The sequence below is a fragment of the Micromonospora sp. NPDC049275 genome (assembly GCF_043197115.1).
Classification (GTDB): Bacteria; Actinomycetota; Actinomycetes; order Mycobacteriales; family Micromonosporaceae; genus Micromonospora.
This window is the reverse complement of record NZ_JBICSN010000023.1, coordinates 42,543-58,809: the sequence shown is the minus strand read 5'-3', so window position 1 is coordinate 58,809 and position 16,267 is coordinate 42,543. Positions and strand designations below refer to the sequence as shown.

Annotated in this window: 16 protein-coding genes; 4 read left to right on the top strand and 12 right to left on the bottom strand. The window is 72.4% G+C overall.

Annotated features, from left to right (window positions below; translation table 11 throughout):
- From ACGFIE_RS33005 to ACGFIE_RS32995, 3 genes are all read right to left on the bottom strand, one after another.
- On the bottom strand, window positions 1–263 hold a 263-nt coding region (locus ACGFIE_RS33005), incomplete at its 3' end, for a GlsB/YeaQ/YmgE family stress response membrane protein (protein ID WP_393302328.1).
- Window positions 264–636: 373 nt separating this feature from the next.
- The gene (gene lepA / locus ACGFIE_RS33000) at window positions 637–2,511 is read right to left on the bottom strand and encodes a translation elongation factor 4 (RefSeq protein ID WP_393302325.1); all 1,875 of its coding nucleotides are present in this window, start codon (window positions 2,509–2,511) and stop codon (window positions 637–639) included.
- 117 nt (window positions 2,512–2,628) lie between these two features.
- Window positions 2,629–3,165, bottom strand: a complete 537-nt coding sequence (locus ACGFIE_RS32995; protein ID WP_393302322.1) for a DUF4240 domain-containing protein — start codon at window positions 3,163–3,165, stop codon at window positions 2,629–2,631.
- A gap of 61 nt (window positions 3,166–3,226) precedes the next feature.
- Between ACGFIE_RS32995 and ACGFIE_RS32990 the strand changes: the two genes are divergently transcribed.
- Together ACGFIE_RS32990 and rpsT are read left to right on the top strand one after the other, a co-directional pair.
- Window positions 3,227–4,213 carry a phosphotransferase gene (locus ACGFIE_RS32990; protein ID WP_393302319.1) on the top strand — a complete coding sequence of 329 codons (987 nt, stop codon included), beginning with the start codon at window positions 3,227–3,229 and terminating at the stop codon, window positions 4,211–4,213.
- A 332-nt stretch (window positions 4,214–4,545) separates the two neighbouring features.
- Entirely contained in the window at window positions 4,546–4,812 is a 267-nt protein-coding gene (gene rpsT, locus ACGFIE_RS32985) for a 30S ribosomal protein S20 (RefSeq protein ID WP_007464006.1), read from the top strand.
- Between the two features lie 296 nt (window positions 4,813–5,108).
- On the opposite strand, the gene ACGFIE_RS32980 is transcribed toward rpsT, so the two are convergent.
- The 4 genes from ACGFIE_RS32980 to ACGFIE_RS32965 all read right to left on the bottom strand — a co-directional run bounded on the left by ACGFIE_RS32980 (window position 5,109) and on the right by ACGFIE_RS32965 (window position 9,894).
- Window positions 5,109–5,522: a hypothetical protein gene (locus ACGFIE_RS32980; protein WP_393302316.1), complete on the bottom strand. Its 414-nt coding sequence runs from the start codon at window positions 5,520–5,522 to the stop codon at window positions 5,109–5,111.
- Window positions 5,519–6,499 (bottom strand): DNA polymerase III subunit delta, encoded by a 981-nt coding sequence (gene holA, locus ACGFIE_RS32975; RefSeq protein WP_363689368.1) that lies wholly within the window; start codon window positions 6,497–6,499, stop codon window positions 5,519–5,521. The genes ACGFIE_RS32980 and holA overlap by 4 nt, the downstream gene beginning before the upstream one ends.
- 180 nt (window positions 6,500–6,679) lie before the next feature.
- Window positions 6,680–9,103 carry a ComEC/Rec2 family competence protein gene (locus tag ACGFIE_RS32970; protein ID WP_393302313.1) on the bottom strand — a complete coding sequence of 808 codons (2,424 nt, stop codon included), beginning with the start codon at window positions 9,101–9,103 and terminating at the stop codon, window positions 6,680–6,682.
- Window positions 9,100–9,894: a helix-hairpin-helix domain-containing protein gene (locus tag ACGFIE_RS32965; protein ID WP_393302311.1), complete on the bottom strand. Its 795-nt coding sequence runs from the start codon at window positions 9,892–9,894 to the stop codon at window positions 9,100–9,102. Before ACGFIE_RS32965 ends, ACGFIE_RS32970 begins: the two co-directional genes overlap by 4 nt.
- Before the next feature lie 346 nt (window positions 9,895–10,240).
- On the opposite strand from ACGFIE_RS32965, the gene ACGFIE_RS32960 reads away from it, so the two are divergent.
- The gene (locus tag ACGFIE_RS32960; protein WP_393302308.1) at window positions 10,241–11,722 is read left to right on the top strand and encodes an arabinofuranosidase catalytic domain-containing protein; all 1,482 of its coding nucleotides are present in this window, start codon (window positions 10,241–10,243) and stop codon (window positions 11,720–11,722) included.
- A 125-nt stretch (window positions 11,723–11,847) separates the two neighbouring features.
- Here ACGFIE_RS32960 and ACGFIE_RS32955 read toward each other — a convergent pair whose 3' ends face one another.
- The 5 genes from ACGFIE_RS32955 to nadD all read right to left on the bottom strand — a co-directional run bounded on the left by ACGFIE_RS32955 (window position 11,848) and on the right by nadD (window position 15,298).
- Window positions 11,848–12,621, bottom strand: coding sequence for an SDR family NAD(P)-dependent oxidoreductase (locus ACGFIE_RS32955; protein ID WP_393302305.1), 774 nt, complete (start codon window positions 12,619–12,621; stop codon window positions 11,848–11,850).
- Window positions 12,622–12,625: 4 nt separating this feature from the next.
- Complete coding sequence (locus ACGFIE_RS32950; RefSeq protein ID WP_393302302.1) at window positions 12,626–13,480, bottom strand: DegV family protein; 855 nt, start codon at window positions 13,478–13,480, stop codon at window positions 12,626–12,628.
- Between the two features lie 48 nt (window positions 13,481–13,528).
- A complete protein-coding gene (locus tag ACGFIE_RS32945) occupies window positions 13,529–14,188 on the bottom strand; it encodes a histidine phosphatase family protein (RefSeq protein WP_393302299.1) in 660 nt (219 codons plus the stop codon).
- Complete coding sequence (gene rsfS / locus ACGFIE_RS32940; RefSeq protein WP_266245157.1) at window positions 14,185–14,592, bottom strand: ribosome silencing factor; 408 nt, start codon at window positions 14,590–14,592, stop codon at window positions 14,185–14,187. Before rsfS ends, ACGFIE_RS32945 begins: the two co-directional genes overlap by 4 nt.
- A 109-nt stretch (window positions 14,593–14,701) precedes the next feature.
- Window positions 14,702–15,298, bottom strand: coding sequence for a nicotinate-nucleotide adenylyltransferase (nadD, locus tag ACGFIE_RS32935; RefSeq protein ID WP_393302295.1), 597 nt, complete (start codon window positions 15,296–15,298; stop codon window positions 14,702–14,704).
- Window positions 15,299–15,537: 239 nt separating this feature from the next.
- On the opposite strand from nadD, the gene ACGFIE_RS32930 reads away from it, so the two are divergent.
- Window positions 15,538–16,197, top strand: a complete 660-nt coding sequence (locus tag ACGFIE_RS32930) for a PadR family transcriptional regulator (RefSeq protein WP_393302292.1) — start codon at window positions 15,538–15,540, stop codon at window positions 16,195–16,197.
- The last annotated feature ends 70 nt before the right edge of the window (window positions 16,198–16,267 follow it).

Genomic DNA, 16,267 nt, shown 5'->3' with positions numbered 1-16,267 from the left:
CCACCCACACCGGCCACCAGCGCGACCGCGATCGCGGCCACCACGACCTGCACCAGCAGCTCCGTCCAGTCGATACCGGACGTCTCGGTCGCGATGCCCATCGCCCGCGCCAGCACCGTCCCCAGCAGAGCCGCACCGATACCGATCAGCAGGTGCAGCCAGATCGGCATGTTCTGCCGACCCGGGACAACCAGGCGGCCGAGCGCCCCGACGATGAGACCAACAACGATGGCAGTGATGATGCCCCACACGGTGAGCTCCACGGTCGCCCTCCTTCTAAGAATGTCTGACACACAATGTGTGCTTCCTGTCGTGGCGACTAAGTTCCCGACCCACCAAAAATCCAAACCGACTCAACCGCGAAGAAGTTGTCGCCGTCGATGCCGAGGGGCTGCGTCGATTGGAGGGGGAAACGCGTCCACACAGGTCAGGCATCATGTTGCCCAGGGCGACGACTTCACGCGACGGCCCAAAAATTTCTCCCCCGGCGCCCCCGCCGACCCCGCCGCCCGGCGCCGGTGATCAAGAGGTTCGCGTCAGGATCCGGTCCCAGCTGACGCGAACCTCTTGATCACCGCACGGCGCACGGCGAGGCCGGCCCAGGCGGGACCGAGGGGACCGGGCAGGTGGGGGGGGTTACTTCTTGGGGGTCTTGGTGTCGCCCGAGTCGGAGGACAGTGCGGCGATGAAGGCTTCCTGCGGCACCTCGACGCGGCCGACCATCTTCATCCGCTTCTTGCCTTCCTTCTGCTTCTCCAGCAGCTTGCGCTTTCGGCTGATGTCACCGCCGTAGCACTTGGCAAGGACGTCCTTGCGGATCGCGCGGATGGTCTCCCGGGCGATGACCCGACTGCCGATGGCCGCCTGGATCGGCACCTCGAACTGCTGGCGCGGGATGAGCGTACGCAGCTTGGCGGCGATCGTGACGCCGTAGTTGTACGCCTTGTCCTTGTGCACGATGGCGCTGAACGCGTCCACCGGCTCGCCGTGCAGCAGGATGTCCACCTTCACCAGGTCGGACGCCTGCTCGCCGGAGGGCTCGTAGTCGAGTGAGGCGTAGCCCTTGGTACGGCTCTTCAACTGGTCGAAGAAGTCGTAGATGATCTCGGCGAGGGGCAGCGTGTAGCGCAGCTCCACCCGGTCGGCGGAGAGGTAGTCCATGCCGAGCAGGCTGCCGCGCCGGCCCTGGCAGAGCTCCATCACCGCGCCCACGTAGTCGTTGGGGGTCAGCACCGTGGCCCGGACCACCGGCTCGAACACCTCGGCGATCTTGCCGTTGGGGTACTCGCTGGGGTTGGTGACGACGATCTCCTCGCCGTCGTCGGTGATCGCCCGGTACACCACGTTGGGCGCGGTGGAGATCAGGTCGAGGTTGTACTCGCGCTCCAGCCGCTCCCGGATGATCTCCAGGTGGAGCAGGCCGAGGAAGCCGCAGCGGAAGCCGAACCCGAGCGCGCCGGAGGTCTCCGGCTCGTAGTCCAGGGCGGCGTCGTTGAGCTTGAGCTTGTCCAGGGCCTCACGCAGGTTCGGGTAGTCGGACCCGTCGATCGGGTAGAGGCCGGAGTAGACCATCGGCTTCGGGTCCTTGTAGCCACCCAGGGCCTCGGCCGCCGGCCGGGCGTTGATGGTGACCGTGTCACCGACCCGGGACTGCCGGACGTCCTTCACACCGGTGATCAGGTAGCCGACCTCGCCGACCCCGAGCGCCTCCGCCTTCACCATCTCCGGTGAGATGACGCCGATCTCCAGCAGCTCGTGCACCGCGCCCGTCGACATCATCTTGATCCGGTCGCGGGCGCTGATCCGGCCGTCGATGACCCGGACGTACGTGACGACGCCGCGGTAGACGTCGTACACCGAGTCGAAGATCATCGCCCGGGCGGGCGCCTCGGCGTCACCGACCGGCGGGATGAACTGCCGGACGATCTCGTCGAGCAGGTACGGGACGCCCTCGCCGGTCTTGCCGGAGACCCGGATGCAGTCGGCCGGGTCGCCGCCGATCAGGTGGGCCAACTCCTCGGCGTACTTCTCCGGCTGGGCGGCCGGCAGGTCGATCTTGTTGAGCACCGGGATGATGCGCAGGTCGTTCTCGAGCGCCAGGTAGAGGTTGGCCAGGGTCTGCGCCTCGATGCCCTGCGCGGCGTCGACAAGCAGCACGGCGCCCTCACAGGCGGCAAGCGACCGGGACACCTCGTAGGTGAAGTCGACGTGCCCCGGGGTGTCGATCATGTTGAGCACCGCGTGCTCGCCGGCCCGCTCGCCCTCGCGGATGGTCCACGGCATCCGGACGGCCTGGCTCTTGATGGTGATGCCGCGCTCGCGCTCGATGTCCATCCGGTCCAGGTACTGCGCGCGCATCTGCCGGGGGTCGACCACGCCGGTGAGCTGCAGCATCCGGTCGGCCAGGGTCGACTTCCCGTGGTCGATGTGGGCGATGATGCCGAAGTTCCGGATGCGACCGGGGTCGGTGGCTCCAGGGGCGTTCGCGCCGGGATCGAGCTTCGGTGGCACAGCGGTCCGTTCTGGTCGGCTGACGTGAACAGGCCGGCGCGCCGCCGACCCCCTCCATGTTCCCACGCCGTCGGGGTACGCCCGCTGCGCGGGCGACGGATGGGCCCCGAGGACCTCTCACTCCAGGGGCGGCTCGACGAACAGCGCGGCCAGCCGGGGCAGGCGACGACGGGCCTCCTCCTCGTCGTCGAAGTCCCAGAAGTCGTTCAGATCGGGCGTCCGCACCGGCTCGCGGTCCTCCGGCAAATCCGACGCGGTGGCCTTGCGGTACGCGTCCCACGGCACCGAGAGCATCTGCTCGGCGGAGAACTCCTCCCCGCTGAGCGAGGCGGCCCGCACCTGGGCCAGCTCGGCCAGCGAGTCGGGGTCGCTGACCGCGCGGGCGAAGACCGCCCGCCCCTGGGTCATCAGCCAACCCCGGAAGTGCTCGAAGCCGTCCGCCGAGGCACCGCCGTTGATCAGGTACGCCGCGCCCCACAGGTCCGCCCTGTGCGAGGCCGCCAGCACCCTGCGCTGGTGGTGGGCGTACCCGATGATGTCCTCCGGGTCGCGCTCGGCGAGCAGGGCGACGGCCCGCGCGGCGACCGGCCCGGGCTCTCCCCCGCCCCCGGCGCGGGCCTGGTCGATCAGCTGCCAGAAGTCCTCGGTCCTCATGGCTTGGCAGTCTGGCAGTGTCGTCGCGCGCCGCGCACGTACCCCGGGGCAGCATGGTGTGGTGTCCTCCCCGCCGCTGCCCCCGCTGCCGTACCACGCGGGTGCGCTGCGCCCGTCGTGGCCGGCGCTGCCGACGGCGCTGCGGGCCGCGATCGCCGGCCGCCTCGGCGCGCCGGTGGTCGCCGCCCGGATCGCCGCCGCCGGCTTCACCCGCGGCTTCGCCGCCGTGCTCGACACCGCCGACGGAGGCCGGGCCTTCGTCAAGGCGGCACCCGCCGTCGCGCAACCGCGCCTCGCACAGGGGTACGCGCGGGAGGCCGCGATCCTCGACCGGCTGCCGACCGGCCTGCCGGTGCCCCGCCTGCGGTGGACGCTCGACGAGTCCGGCTGGTTCGCGCTCTGCACCGACGCGGTCGACGGCCACACCCCGCGCCTGCCCTGGGTGCCCGCCGAGCTGGACGCCACGCTCGCCGCGTACGCCGAGGTCGCCACCGCCCTGGCCGCCCCGCCGGCCGGGCTGACCGCGCTCGGCCTGCCACAGCTCGCCGAGCTGGCCCGCTCGGACATCCTCTGGTGGGAGGAGGTCTTCGCCGGCCGGGAACCGTCCCCGGCGCTGCCCGCCGCAGCCCGGGGTCGACTGCCCGAGCTGGTGGCGCTGGAGTCCCGCCTCCCCCGGTACGCGGACGGCGCGACCGGCATGATCCACGGCGACCTGCGGGTGGACAACGTGCTCATCGACGGAGACGGTCGCGCCTGGTTCTGCGACTGGACCTGGGCCTGCTCCGGGCCGGCCTGGTTCGATCTGGCCGGCCTGCTGCTCACCGCGTACGCCAGCGGCCTGGACACCGACCGGCTCTTCGCGGGGCACCCGGCATCGGCCGGCGCTCCCCCGGACGCGCTGGACGCCACCCTTGCCGCGTTGGCCGGCTACTACCTCACCGGAGCGGACGCGACACCTGTGACTGCCTCTCCGCACCGCTCGGCGCACCAGCGGTGGAGCGGCGAACAGGCTCTCGACTGGCTCGCCCGCCGGCAGCGCTGGCGGTGACGGGACATAACGGCCCGTGACCGCGGCGGCCCGTGACCGCGGCAGACCGTGACCGCGGCAGACCGTGACCGCGGCAGACCGTGACCGCGGCAGACCGTGATCGACTCGGGTTCCTGGAAACCGGGCTTTCGACCGCGGGCGGATACCCTGGTTTCCAGGAACCCGAGGCGCCTGGGTGCCGCCTGCGAACCGGGCGGACGCCGCTTCCGACCGAGCCGTTTTGGCTCGTCCCGGGCGACCTGGTAACCTGGCTCTTCGCGCAGCGATGACGCATGGTCGTCATCCGGCGCACAGAAGCTGACCAACCCGAGCTATCAAGACGAGGCTGTCGCGTGGCGAACATCAAGTCCCAGATCAAGCGCAACCGGCAGAACGAGAAGGCCCGGCTGCGCAACAAGTCGGTCAAGTCGTCGTTGAAGACCGCCGTCCGGAAGTTCAACGAGGCTGCCGAGGCCGGTGACGTCGAGAAGGCCACCGCGCTCATGCTGGACGCCTCTCGCAAGCTGGACAAGGCCGTCAGCAAGGGCGTGATCCACTCCAACCAGGCCGCGAACCGCAAGTCCGCGATCGCGAAGCGCGTGGTGGCGCTCTCCGCCTGACGGCTCACCGTCAGACTGATTCGGAAAGCCCCGGACCCCGGTCCGGGGCTTCCGTGTGCCCACGGACGGGTCGGCGCGCGCCGGCGGTGCGTCGGCGGCGGATCGGCGCGCGAGTGACGCCAGCGGCCCGGCCGGAGCGCGAGTGACGCCAGCGGCCCGGTCGGCGGGCCTGCGGCGTTAGCGAAGCGGCGGATCGGCACGCCTGCGGCGTCAGGGCTGATCAGCGCATCCGTGCTGTCGGCGACGCCGTGGCCCACCGGGCTCGTCGTCCACGACGGCAGCGCGCTCGGCGGCGGTCAGTCCGACTGGTCGGTGCGGCGGGCGGGGCGTATCGGGTCGGCCGTGACCATCACCGGTGTCATGGCGTTCGCGACCCGGGCGCGACCGACCACCGGCTCCATCTGTCGGCGGAAACGGTCCCGCTCCTGCTCGGGCACGAGCGCGGCGGAACGCACCACCACGGCGGCCACCATGTCGTTGAGCTTGACCATCGCCGCCACCACGACGGGCAGCACCAGCACCGCCCACCAGGTCACCAGCTCCGCGAGGGCGAGCAGCACCGCCAGGGCGATGGCGCCCTCGAAGAAGAGGAAGCAGAGCACCCCTCCCGGGTTGACGAACCGCAGGCCGAGGAGCCGGGCGTAGAGCGGCCGGTACCGCTCCTCGTCGGCGGGCATGGTGGCCCACGCCGTACGGTTCGGCCCCGTCACCGGCTGCTGCCCTGCCGGGCGGCCGCCACCGAGAAGACCGCCCGCTCCAGGGCGTACGCCCGGTCGTCCGAGCCGCCCTTGACGGCCGCGTTGCACTCGGCGGCGACCTGCATGGCCCGGACCAGCCCCTCTGGCGTCCAGCCGCGCCCCTGCCGCTGCGCTCGCTCAATCTTCCAGGCCGGCATCCCGAGACTGCTGGCGAGCTGGTACGGGTTGCCCCGCCCGGCCGACGCCACCCGTGCCACCGTACGCACCCCGTCGGCCAGGGCGTCGGCGATGGGCACCGGGTCGACGCCGACGTGCAGGGCCCAGCGCAGCGCCTCCAGAGCGGCCGGCACGTCGCCGACCATTGTGGCGTCCGCCACCGTGAAGCCGGTCACCTCGACCCGGCCCCGGTAGTAACGGGCCACCGTCTCGGCGCTGATCCGCCCGTCGGTGTCGGCGATGAGCTGGGAGCAGGCGGCGGCCAGCTCACGCATGTCATTGCCGACGGCCGCGATCAGCGCCTCGGCGGCGTCGTCGGTGCACTTTCCGCCGGCCCGGCGTATCTCGTCGCGGACGAAGGCGACCCGTTCGCGGTGCCCCTTGAGCTTGGCCGCCGGGACTACCGTCGCGCCGGCCGACCGGAGCCCGTCGGCGAACGCCTTGCCCTTGGCCCCGCCCAGGTGCAGCACCAGCAACTGGACGTCCGGGTCGGGATTCTTCGCGTACGCCAGCAGCGCCGCGACCAGGTCCTTCCGGGCGTCCTGACCGGAGCGCAGGATGAGCAGCCGCCGCCCACCGAACAGCGACGGGCTGAGCATCTCGGCGATCTCACCGACGGTGAGCGCACCTGCCTGGTACTCGCGAACGTCCGCCCCGGCGTCGATGCCGCGGACCCGCTCGACAGCTTCGGTCACGGCGCGCGTGGCGAGCAACTCCTCGTCGCCGAGGACGAGCAGAATGGGTGCGAGGCTGGCGGGGGTCACGTCGCCCATATTCGCACGGCCCATGGCGGGTACGGGCCTGCTCATTCGCCGCCCGGGCGGGGCAGCCCGCACTTAGCGCAAATCCAGACATTTACCTCGGTTCACCATCTAATCCGCAAGACGGCCCTCATTTCACTCCCGGTGCTGCAATTTCCACGCCAGGGCAGGCCGAATGGCGGCGGTCGCCTCCTATGGCGGTCGTCCGGGTGGCACCCCTCGGTGGGCCACCGCGAGGCCGGCGCCGGTTCGGATCGCTGCCAGGTCGCCGTCGGTGTCGGTCCGCAGGACCCGGGTGCCGCTCCTGCTCAGCCGGGCCAGCAGCGCCGGGTTCGGGTGCCCGTAGGTATTGCCCGCACCGACCGGCACCAACGCGACTGCCGGCCGGACGGCGGCCAGGAAGCCGTCGTCCTGATACGCCGAGCCGTGGTGGGCGACCTTCAACACGTCCGCACGTAGCTGTTCCGGCGCCGTACGGGCCAGCACGGCGTGCTGCTCCTCGGTCTCGGCGTCGCCGGGCAGCAGGATTCGTACACCGGCGACGGTGGCGCGCAGCAGCAGCGAGTTGTTGTTCGGGTCGGACCTGGTGCCGGCCAGCGGGTACGGAGGACCGAGCACGAGCAGGTCGACACCGCCGACCCGATGCAGCGCCCCGGCGGTGGTGCCGAGCAGCGCGGCCCGCCCGCTCATCGCCGCCGCGCGGACCGCGTCCCGGCCGCTCGCCGGGTCCGTCGATGGTGGCGTCAGCACGGCGGTCACCCGCCGGCCTCGGAACACCCCGGCCACACCGCCCACGTGGTCGATGTGGAAGTGACTGACCACCAGCAGCGGCACCTCCCGGATGCCCAGCCGCCGCAGGCACCCGTCCACCGCGCCCGGGTCCGGTCCGGCGTCGACCACCACCGCCCGACCGGGGGCGACTGGCAGCACCAGGGCGTCGCCCTGCCCCACGGCACAGGCCACCACCACCCAGCCGGGCGGCGGCCAGCCGGTGGCCAGCAGCCGGACCGGGAGGGCGCCGAGCAGCGCGGCGAGAGCGACGACCGCCACCAGTCGGCGTACCAGCGGTCGACGTGCGGCGACCAGCAGCGCCGCGGTCAGCCCGGCCAACAGCAGGGCACCCCACGCGCCGCCCGGCCAGGGCAGGGTGCCGGCGGGGAGGCGGGCGCCGTGGCGGGCGAGGACGACGAGCCACCAGGCCGGCCAGCTGGCCAGCCACGCGACGAACCCGGCGCCGGCCGGCCAGACCGGTGACAGCACGGCAGCCGTCACGCCCAGCACCGTGGCCGGAGCGATGGCCGGCACCGCCAGCAGGTTGGCCGGCACCGCCACCAGGCTGACCGTGCCGGAGATGCCGGCGACGACCGGCCCGCAGGCCACTTGGGCGGCCGCCGGCACCGCCAACGCCTCGGCCAGCCCGGCCGGGACACCTCGGCGGCGCAGCCCGTCCCGCCAGCGCGGCGCGAGCAGCAGCAGACCCCCGGTGGCCAGCACCGACAGCGCGAACCCGGCGTCGCCGGCCAACTCGGGGTCGGCCAGCACCAGTACCGTGACGGCGGCGGCCAGTGCGGGCAGTGCGGCCCGGGGCCGACCGGCGGCCAGCGCGACGAGCCCGATCGCCCCCATCGTGGCGGCCCGGACGACGCTCGGCGACGGGCGGACCAGGATGACGAAACCCACGAGCGCCACCGCGCAGACCAGGCCGGCGAGCCACGGGCCGGCGCGCGCCCAGCGGGCCACCAACAGCACCGCGCCCAACACGATCGCGACGTTGCTGCCCGAGACGGCATTGAGGTGTGTCATTCCGGTCGCCCGGAAGTCCTCCTCGACGGCGGGTGGCAGGCGGCTGATGTCCCCCACGACCAGCCCTGGCAGCAGGCCACCCGGGTCGTCGGGGAGGGGCGCGCAGGCCCGCTGCAGGCCGGCTCGCAGCGTGCCGGCGGCGCGCTGCGCCCAGGACGGCGCACCGTGACGCTCGGGGGGACCTGTGACGCCGAGCACCGCCGCGGTGAGATCGCCGCCGCGCGGAACACCGAGGCGACCCTCGGCGGTCACGCGCTGCCCGGGCAGCAGACCTCGCCAGCCCGGGTCGGTGGCCAGGACCAGCAGTCGCGCCGATGTGTGGACCCGCTGGCCGTTCGGCCCGGTCAGCCGTTTCAGCTCACTCGACACCAGCAGCATGCCGGGACGGCCGGCGGATCGGATCGGGCGTGGATCATCCCGGACGACCAGCTCGGCGGTGACCGGAGCACGCTCCTCGGCCAGGACGCGGATCGGCGGCGCGTCCCGGACGGCCAGGCGGCCGGCGGTCGCCGCCGCGCCACAGAGCACGCCGAGGCCGACCGCGACGACGATCCAGCCGTGCCGACGGGCGGAAGCCCCGGGGTGACCGAGTCGGCCGAGCAGGTGCAGGGCGCTCAACGCCGACAGCACGGCCGCTGTCCCGCCCACCAGCAGGAGCGGGCGGACGCCGACGTGCAGGCCGGTGAGCGCGGTGAGCCAGGCGGCCACGGCCAGCCCGGCGAGCCGAAGATCGGGCGGCGGGGCCCCGCGTGGGGCAGCCCCGCGTGGGGCAGTGGCGGCGCGACGCGACGGTGCCGGGTGACCGCCGCTCACACCGTCACCAGGTCCTTGAGCTGCTCATAGCGCGCGTCACCGATCCCGTCGACCTGGCGCAGGTCACCGACGCCCTTGAACCCGCCGTGCTGATCCCGGTAGGCGAGGATCCGTTGGGCGAGCACCGGTCCCACCCCCGGCAGCGCGTCGAGCTGGGCCAGCGTCGCGGTGTTGAGGTTCAGCGGACCGCCGGCGGCCGGTGCTCCGCCGGCCGCCGGATCGGCCCCACCGCCCGGTGCCGGTGGTGGCGTCCCCCCGACCACGATCAACTCGCCGTCGGTGACCTTGCGGGCGGGGTTGAGCAGCGCCACGTCGACCCCGGGCAGCGGGCCGCCTGCCGCCTGCACGGCGTCGGCGAGCCGGGCCCCGGCCGACAGGCGCACCAACCCGGGCCTGCGGACCTTGCCCGCGACCGCCACCACCAGCTCGCCGGCCGCCGAGGCGCTCCCCTGCTCCGCCGCGACGGCCGGGGCCGCCTCGGCGGTCGACGGGGCGACCGGTTCCGCGTGCGGCCGGGACCGCCAGGCCCAACCGGCGGCGGCCAGCACCACCACGAGGGCGACGACCGCCAGCGCCCGTACGCCGCGCCGCCCGGGATCGAACGCCCCGGGGCCCGGCAGCCGTGCCGCACCGCCGTCGTCGGGTTCGGGGGGCACGTCCGCCGGGTTGGCCAGCGGCGCACCGGCCCGCGGTGACGGCGAGAGCGCCTCCCCGAACGGCCCGCCGCCACCCGCCCGGGACGTCAACCGGCGCAGACGCTGGCGTACCTCTGTCTCCTCGTCCTGCGACACACCGCGACGCTAGGACGACGGGCGGAACGGCGGGGCGCTGCGACCTCGGCCTGTGGACAACCGGCGCCACTGTGGACAACGCCCTGATCATGTCCGGATCTGCTATCGGCAACCCGGGGCAACGACAGGTCGCGGCGCACCGGGGCCGGGCGCGAGAGGTAGCGCGGGTGCATGGACAACCATTAATGTGAGAGGTGTGACGTGTTACGTCACGGTGAACCAGCGCCCAGCGGATCGATCCGTACCGCGCCCACCCACCGGAAACCCCTCCGTTGACGTCCGTGGGCTCCCCGACCGCCTGGCCGCCACCCGTCCCCACCACCCCACCAGCAGTGAAGAGGAATCCATGGACGTCAAGAGAAGGCTGAGCCGTTTGCTGGCCGCCGCGGGGACCCTGGTGGTCCTCGCCGCCGGCGCCGGCGCCTACGTGGTTTCGGAGACGCCCGGCGTCGCCCGTGCCGCCGGGACCGGCCCGTGCGACATCTACGCCGCCGGCGGCACACCGTGCGTGGCCGCGCACAGCACCACCCGGGCCCTGTACGGCGCGTACAACGGCCCGCTCTACCAGGTCCGCCGCTCGTCGGACAACACCACGCGCGACGTTGGCGTACTCGCTGCCGGCGGCGTCGCCAACGCCGCGACGCAGGACACGTTCTGCGCCAACACGAACTGCGTGATCACGGTCATCTACGACCAGTCCGGCCGCAACAACCGCCTCACCCAGGCGCCTCCGGGCGGCTTCAAGGGTCCCGCCGCCGGCGGGTACGACAATCTCGCCGACGCGAAGGCGGCACCTGTCACCATCGGCGGCCAGAAGGCGTACGGCGTCTACATCGCCCCCGGCACCGGCTACCGCAACAACAACACCAACGGGGTCGCGACAGGCGACCAGCCCGAGGGCATCTACGCCGTCGTCGACGGCACGCACTACAACCAGTGGTGCTGCTTCGACTACGGCAACGCGCAGACGAACGTCCTGGCCGACGAACGCGCCATCATGGAGACGGTCTACTTCGGCGCGAACAAGCAGTGGGGCTACGGGGCAGGGGCCGGCCCCTGGATCATGGCCGACCTGGAGTGGGGGCTGTTCTCCGGCGTGAACGCCGGCTACAACAACATCGCGCCCATCAACCACCGCTTCGTGACCGCCATGGTCAAGGGCGAGCCGAACCACTGGGCGATCCGGGGTGGGAACGCGCAGTCGGGCGGTCTCACGACCTACTTCGACGGTCGACGCCCCAACGGCTACAACCCCATGAAGAAGGAGGGGGCGATCCTGCTCGGTATCGGTGGCGACAACAGCATCACCGGCCGCGGCACCTTCTTCGAGGGTGTGTTGACGTCCGGCTACCCGTCGGCGGCCACCGACGACGCCGTCCAGGCCAACATCGCCGCTGCCGCCTACACCCCCGCCGGCGGCAGCAGCAACCCCCAGCAGAACGTCCAGGTCGTGGGCGCCCAGTCCGGCCGCTGCGTCGACGTCCCCAACGGCACGACCACCAACGGCACCCAGGTGCAACTGTGGGACTGCATCAGCAACAGCGCCGCCCAACGCTGGACCTACACCGCCGGAAAGCAGATCCAGGTGTACGGCAACAAGTGCCTCGACGCCAACGGCCAGGGCACCACCAACGGCACCCAGGTCATCATCTGGGACTGCAACGGCCAGGCGAACCAGCAGTGGAACATCAACTCCAACGGCTCCATCAGCGGCGTCCAGTCGGGGCTCTGCCTCGACGCCAACGCCGCCGGCACCGCCAACGGCACGAAGGTCATCCTCTGGGCCTGCAACGGGCAGCAGAACCAGCAGTGGGCCCTGCGTAGCTGATCACGCAGCCGGGCGTGCTGCCTCGGCGTCAGCACCACGACGCGGAGGCAGCACGCTCGCGCCGAACCAACCGGCCAACCGGCCAACCGAGCAACCGAGCAACCGAGCAACCGACGAGCAGCGGATCAGCGGGCCTCCGGGTCGAGTCCGAGCACCGCTCGTCCGCCGTCGACCGGCAGCGTCACCCCGTTGACGAAGCTGGCGGCCGGTGACAGCAGGTACGCGACCGCCTCCGCCACCTCCTCCGCACGCCCGATCCGGCCCACGGGATGCAGCCGGGTCAGCTCGGCGTCGATCCACTGGGCCTGGGACGGCTCCTGCGCGGCGAGGAACTCGGCGTGCCGCTCGGTGGCGATCGAGCCGAGCGCGACGGCGTTGGCGCGGATGCCGTGCCGCCCGTACTCGACGGCCAGCGCCCGGGTCAGACCCTCCACGGCGGCCTTCGCCGTGGCGTACGGCAGGGCGCCCGACACCGGTCGGCGGGCCTGGTGCGACGAGACGTTCACGATGGCCCCGCCCGTGCCGTGCGCCAGGAACCGGCGGACCGCCACCGCCGCGCCCACCACGGCCGGGCGCAGGTTCAGCCCGATCAGGTCCAGGACGGTGTCGGCCGAGGCCGAGTGCAACGCCGCGTCCCGGAAGACCGCCGCGTTGTTCACCCAGCCGGTGAGTCGGGCGGCGCGCTCCGCCACCTCTGCGGCGTGCTCGGCCACCCGCTCGTCACCGGCGTCGCCGACCACCGACAGCAGGCGGTCGGCTGCCGGATGTCCGGCCAGCCAGTCCACCGCCTCGGCGTCGCGCTCCACGACGACGACTGTGACGCCTGTCGTCACCAGCCGTTGCACCACGGCCCGGCCGACGCCGCGGCCGCCCCCGGTCACCACGCAGGCGGTGGCCACCGGCTCAACCCTCCGACCGGCGGTGTACGACCACGCACGCCAGCCCCGGCCCGGCGTGCGCGGCGACCACCGCGCCGGCCTCGGAGACGTACGTGTCGCGTAGCCGGGCACCGAGCCGCTCGGTGAGCGCGGCGAGCAGCGCCTCGGCGCGCTGCGGCGCGGCCAGGTGGTGTACGCCGAGGTCCACGTCGTCGTCGCCGGCGGCCTCGACGGCCAGGTCGACGAGACGGGCCACTCCCCGGCTGGCGGTACGCACCTTCTCGCGCAGCACGATCGCACCGTCCGGCATGTGCATGATCGGTTTCACCGACAGTGCGGTGCCGAGCAGCGCTTCGGCCGCGTTGATCCGGCCACCCCGGCGGAGGAACTCCAACGTGTCGACGTAGAACCAGACGCTGGTCCGGGCGACGGCGGCGAGCGCCGCGTCGCGTACACCCGTGAGGTCTGCCCCGGCCTCGGCGGCCGTGGCGGCCGCGATGGCCGGGAAGCCGAGTCCCATGCCGGCGGAGCGGCTGTCGACGACCTCGACGCGACCGTCGAGGTCGGCGGCGGCCAGCCGGGCCGCCTCGACGGTGCCGGACAGGCCGGAGGACAGGTGCACCGAGACGATGCCGTCGGCGCCCTCGTCGAGGAGGCGGCGGTACGTCCGGGCGAACTGCTCGGGCGCCGGGCGGGAGGTGGTCGCCGTGACCCGGCGGGCGCTCAGTGCCCGGGTGGCGTCGGCGGGCTGGGTCTCCACCCCTTCCAGCCCTTCCGCGCCGTTGAGCACGACGGTCAGCGGAATCACCGTCAGCCGGTGCGCGTGCGACAGCTCGGGCGGAAGGTAGGCGGTGGAATCGATGACGACCGCGACGGGCATGCCCGGCACGCTAGCCGATCGAGGCCCCGAACGCCGAAGCGCGAACCCTCAGATCGCGTCGACGGCGACCGGCGCGCTGATCAGGCCGACATTGTGGGCCCGCAGCTGCCAACCTCGGACGTCCTGGGGACGGCCGACGGCCGGCGCGCTGGGTGCGCGCCGCAACTCGGTCCAGTGGCAGTTGGCCAGGGAGCCGACGCTGCGCAGCACGCCCGAGTCCCAGCCGAGCAGGTGACCGATGCCCTGCCGGGAGCCGCCACCGTGGGTGGCGATGACCACCGTGCCGTCGGGGGCCGCGTCGGCCGCTTCCCGCAGGGCTGCGGCGACACGTTCACCGAGATCGTGTAGCGGTTCCAGATCGGCGCCCGGGTCGGGGTCGCCGGCTCGCCAGCGGGCGTACTCGGCGGGGAAACGCTCGGCGACCTCGGTGAGGTGCAGGCCCTGCCACTTGCCGAAGTGCCGCTCGCGTAGCCGGGCGTCGGTGCGGACCGGCAGCCCGGTCAGCGCGGCCAACGCCGCAGCGGTCTCCGCGGCGCGGCTCAGGTCGCTGGACACGATGGCGTCGGGATGCAGCGCCGCGAGCAGCGGCGCGGCGGCGCGGGCCTGGTCGCGGCCCCGCTCGTTGAGGGGTACGTCGGTCTGCCCCTGGACGCGGTTGGCGGCGTTCCAGTCGGTGTTGCCGTGCCGCCAGACGATCAGCCGGGTCATTCGGCGGCGGCGGTCCCGCCGGCGTCGGCCTCGACCAGGTCGCGGTCGACGAACGGGATGGTGGGGCAGTCCTTCCAGAGGCGGTCGAGCCCGTAGAACTCGCGCTCCTCGGTGTGCTGGACGTGCACCACGATGTCGACGTAGTCGAGCAGCACCCAGCGGCCGCCCCGCTCACCCTCGCGCCGGATCGGCTTGGCCTTCTCCGGAAGCTCCAGCAGGCGCTCCTCGATGGCGTCGACGATGGCGAGCACCTGACGCTCGTTGGGGGCGGCGGCGAGCAGGAACGCGTCGGTGATGGCGAGCTGGTCGCCGACGTCGATGATCGAGATGTCCTGCGCCTTCTTGTCGGCGGCGGCCTGGGCGGCAGCGATAGCCAGCTCGTGAGCGCGTTCGGAAACTGTCACCGTTCTCCTTCGATCAACCTGCGATGCTCCAAGCGTCTCACACCCGGCGAGGTCCCGACCCGTCAGTTCTGGTCGGTTAGGGGCACGAAACGGTGCATACCGGGCGGGATCAGGACTGATAGAGGCTCCGCTTGGCGATGTACTGCACCACACCGTCGGGCACCAGATACCAGACCGGCTCGCCCCGGGCCACGCGGGCGCGGCAGTCGGTCGACGAGATGGACATCGCGGGCACCTGGATCAGGCTGACCGTGTCCGCCGGTAGGTGCTTGTCGGTCAGCGGGAAGCCGGGCCGGGTCACCCCGATGAAGTGGGCCAGCTCGAAGATCTCGTCCAGGTCCTTCCAGGACAGGATGCGTTGCAGCGCGTCCGCGCCGGTGATGAAGAACAGCTGCACCTTGGGGCCGTACTCGGCCTGGAGGTCGCGCAGGGTGTCGACGGTGTAGGTCGGCCCGCTGCGGTCGATGTCGACGCGGCTGACCTGGAACCGGGGGTTGGAGGCGGTGGCGATGACCGTCATGAGGTACCGGTCCTCGGCGGGGCTGACCGGCTCGTCAGCCTTCTGCCAGGGCTGGCCGGTCGGGACGAAGACCACCTCGTCCAGGCCGAACCGGTCCGCCACCTCGCTGGCCGCGACGAGGTGCCCGTGGTGGATCGGGTCGAAGGTGCCGCCCATGATCCCGATCCGCCGGATATCTTCCTCCACCCCGTGATCGTAGGCCGGGCGTCCGGGGCGGCCATCCCGGCCCGGCAACGGGCGAGGCCGGCCCGGCACGCGCTGATCGACTCGCTTCCCGCGGTGATCGAATCGGCTTGCTGGAAATCGGTGGGTCGCACCGGCCCGGAATCCGCAACTTCATGGAACGCGAGTCGATCACTTGCAGGCGGACCCGGTGCGCGTATACTCGTTTACGAGTAATCGTTCACGAGCAAGGGAGGCAGGTCATGCCGAAGCGGCGCAAGGTCGGCAACCTGCTGGCACTGGCCGTGCTGTCCGCCCTGGTCCAGCGGCCGATGCACCCGTACGAGATGGCCACCACACTGCGCGCCTGGGGCAAGGACCAGGACATGGAGTTCAAGTGGGGCTCCTTCTACACAGTCATCGGCAATATGGACAAACACGGCATGATCGAGGCGGTCGAGAGCCTGCGCGAGGGACGACGCCCGGAACGCACCGTCTACCGGATCACCGATGCCGGGCGGGCGGAGCTTGTCGACTGGGCGCGCGAGCTGGTCTCCACCCCGATGCCGGAGCATCCCCGCTTCCGGGCCGGTCTGTCCGTGCTCGCCGCCCTGCACCCGGACGAGGCCATCGACCTGCTGCGGCAGAGGCTGGACCGGCTGGACGACGCGCTTCGCCGGGACCGCGAGACGCTCGACACCCACCTGTCGGAGATCCCCCGGCTGTTCCTGGTGGAGTCGGAGTACGACCTGGCCATGCGAGCCGCCGAGGCGACCTGGCTGCGGGCCCTGCTCGCCGAGCTGACCTCGGGCACTTACCCGGGGCTGGACATGTGGCGGGCCTTCCACGAGACCGGCGAGATACCGGCCGAGCTGATCGAGCTGGCAGAGAGGACCAGCAGCGCCCCGGACACCACCGACTGAGAAAGACAGCTCCGGCGGGGTGCGCCAACACCCCGCCGGAGCCCTACCTCGAACCGACACCTGAGCAGGC

What these genes read in the sequence shown, in the direction of transcription:
- ACGFIE_RS32945 (WP_393302299.1), bottom strand. Translation starts at nt 14,188, where the DNA reads ATGACCCGGCTGATCGTCTGGCGGCACGGCAACACCGACTGGAACGCC.
- ACGFIE_RS32960 (WP_393302308.1), top strand. Translation starts at nt 10,241, where the DNA reads ATGGACGTCAAGAGAAGGCTGAGCCGTTTGCTGGCCGCCGCGGGGACC.
- ACGFIE_RS32995 (WP_393302322.1), bottom strand. Translation starts at nt 3,165, where the DNA reads ATGAGGACCGAGGACTTCTGGCAGCTGATCGACCAGGCCCGCGCCGGG.
- ACGFIE_RS32930 (WP_393302292.1), top strand. Translation starts at nt 15,538, where the DNA reads ATGCCGAAGCGGCGCAAGGTCGGCAACCTGCTGGCACTGGCCGTGCTG.
- holA (WP_363689368.1), bottom strand. Translation starts at nt 6,499, where the DNA reads ATGGGCGACGTGACCCCCGCCAGCCTCGCACCCATTCTGCTCGTCCTC.
- ACGFIE_RS32950 (WP_393302302.1), bottom strand. Translation starts at nt 13,480, where the DNA reads ATGCCCGTCGCGGTCGTCATCGATTCCACCGCCTACCTTCCGCCCGAG.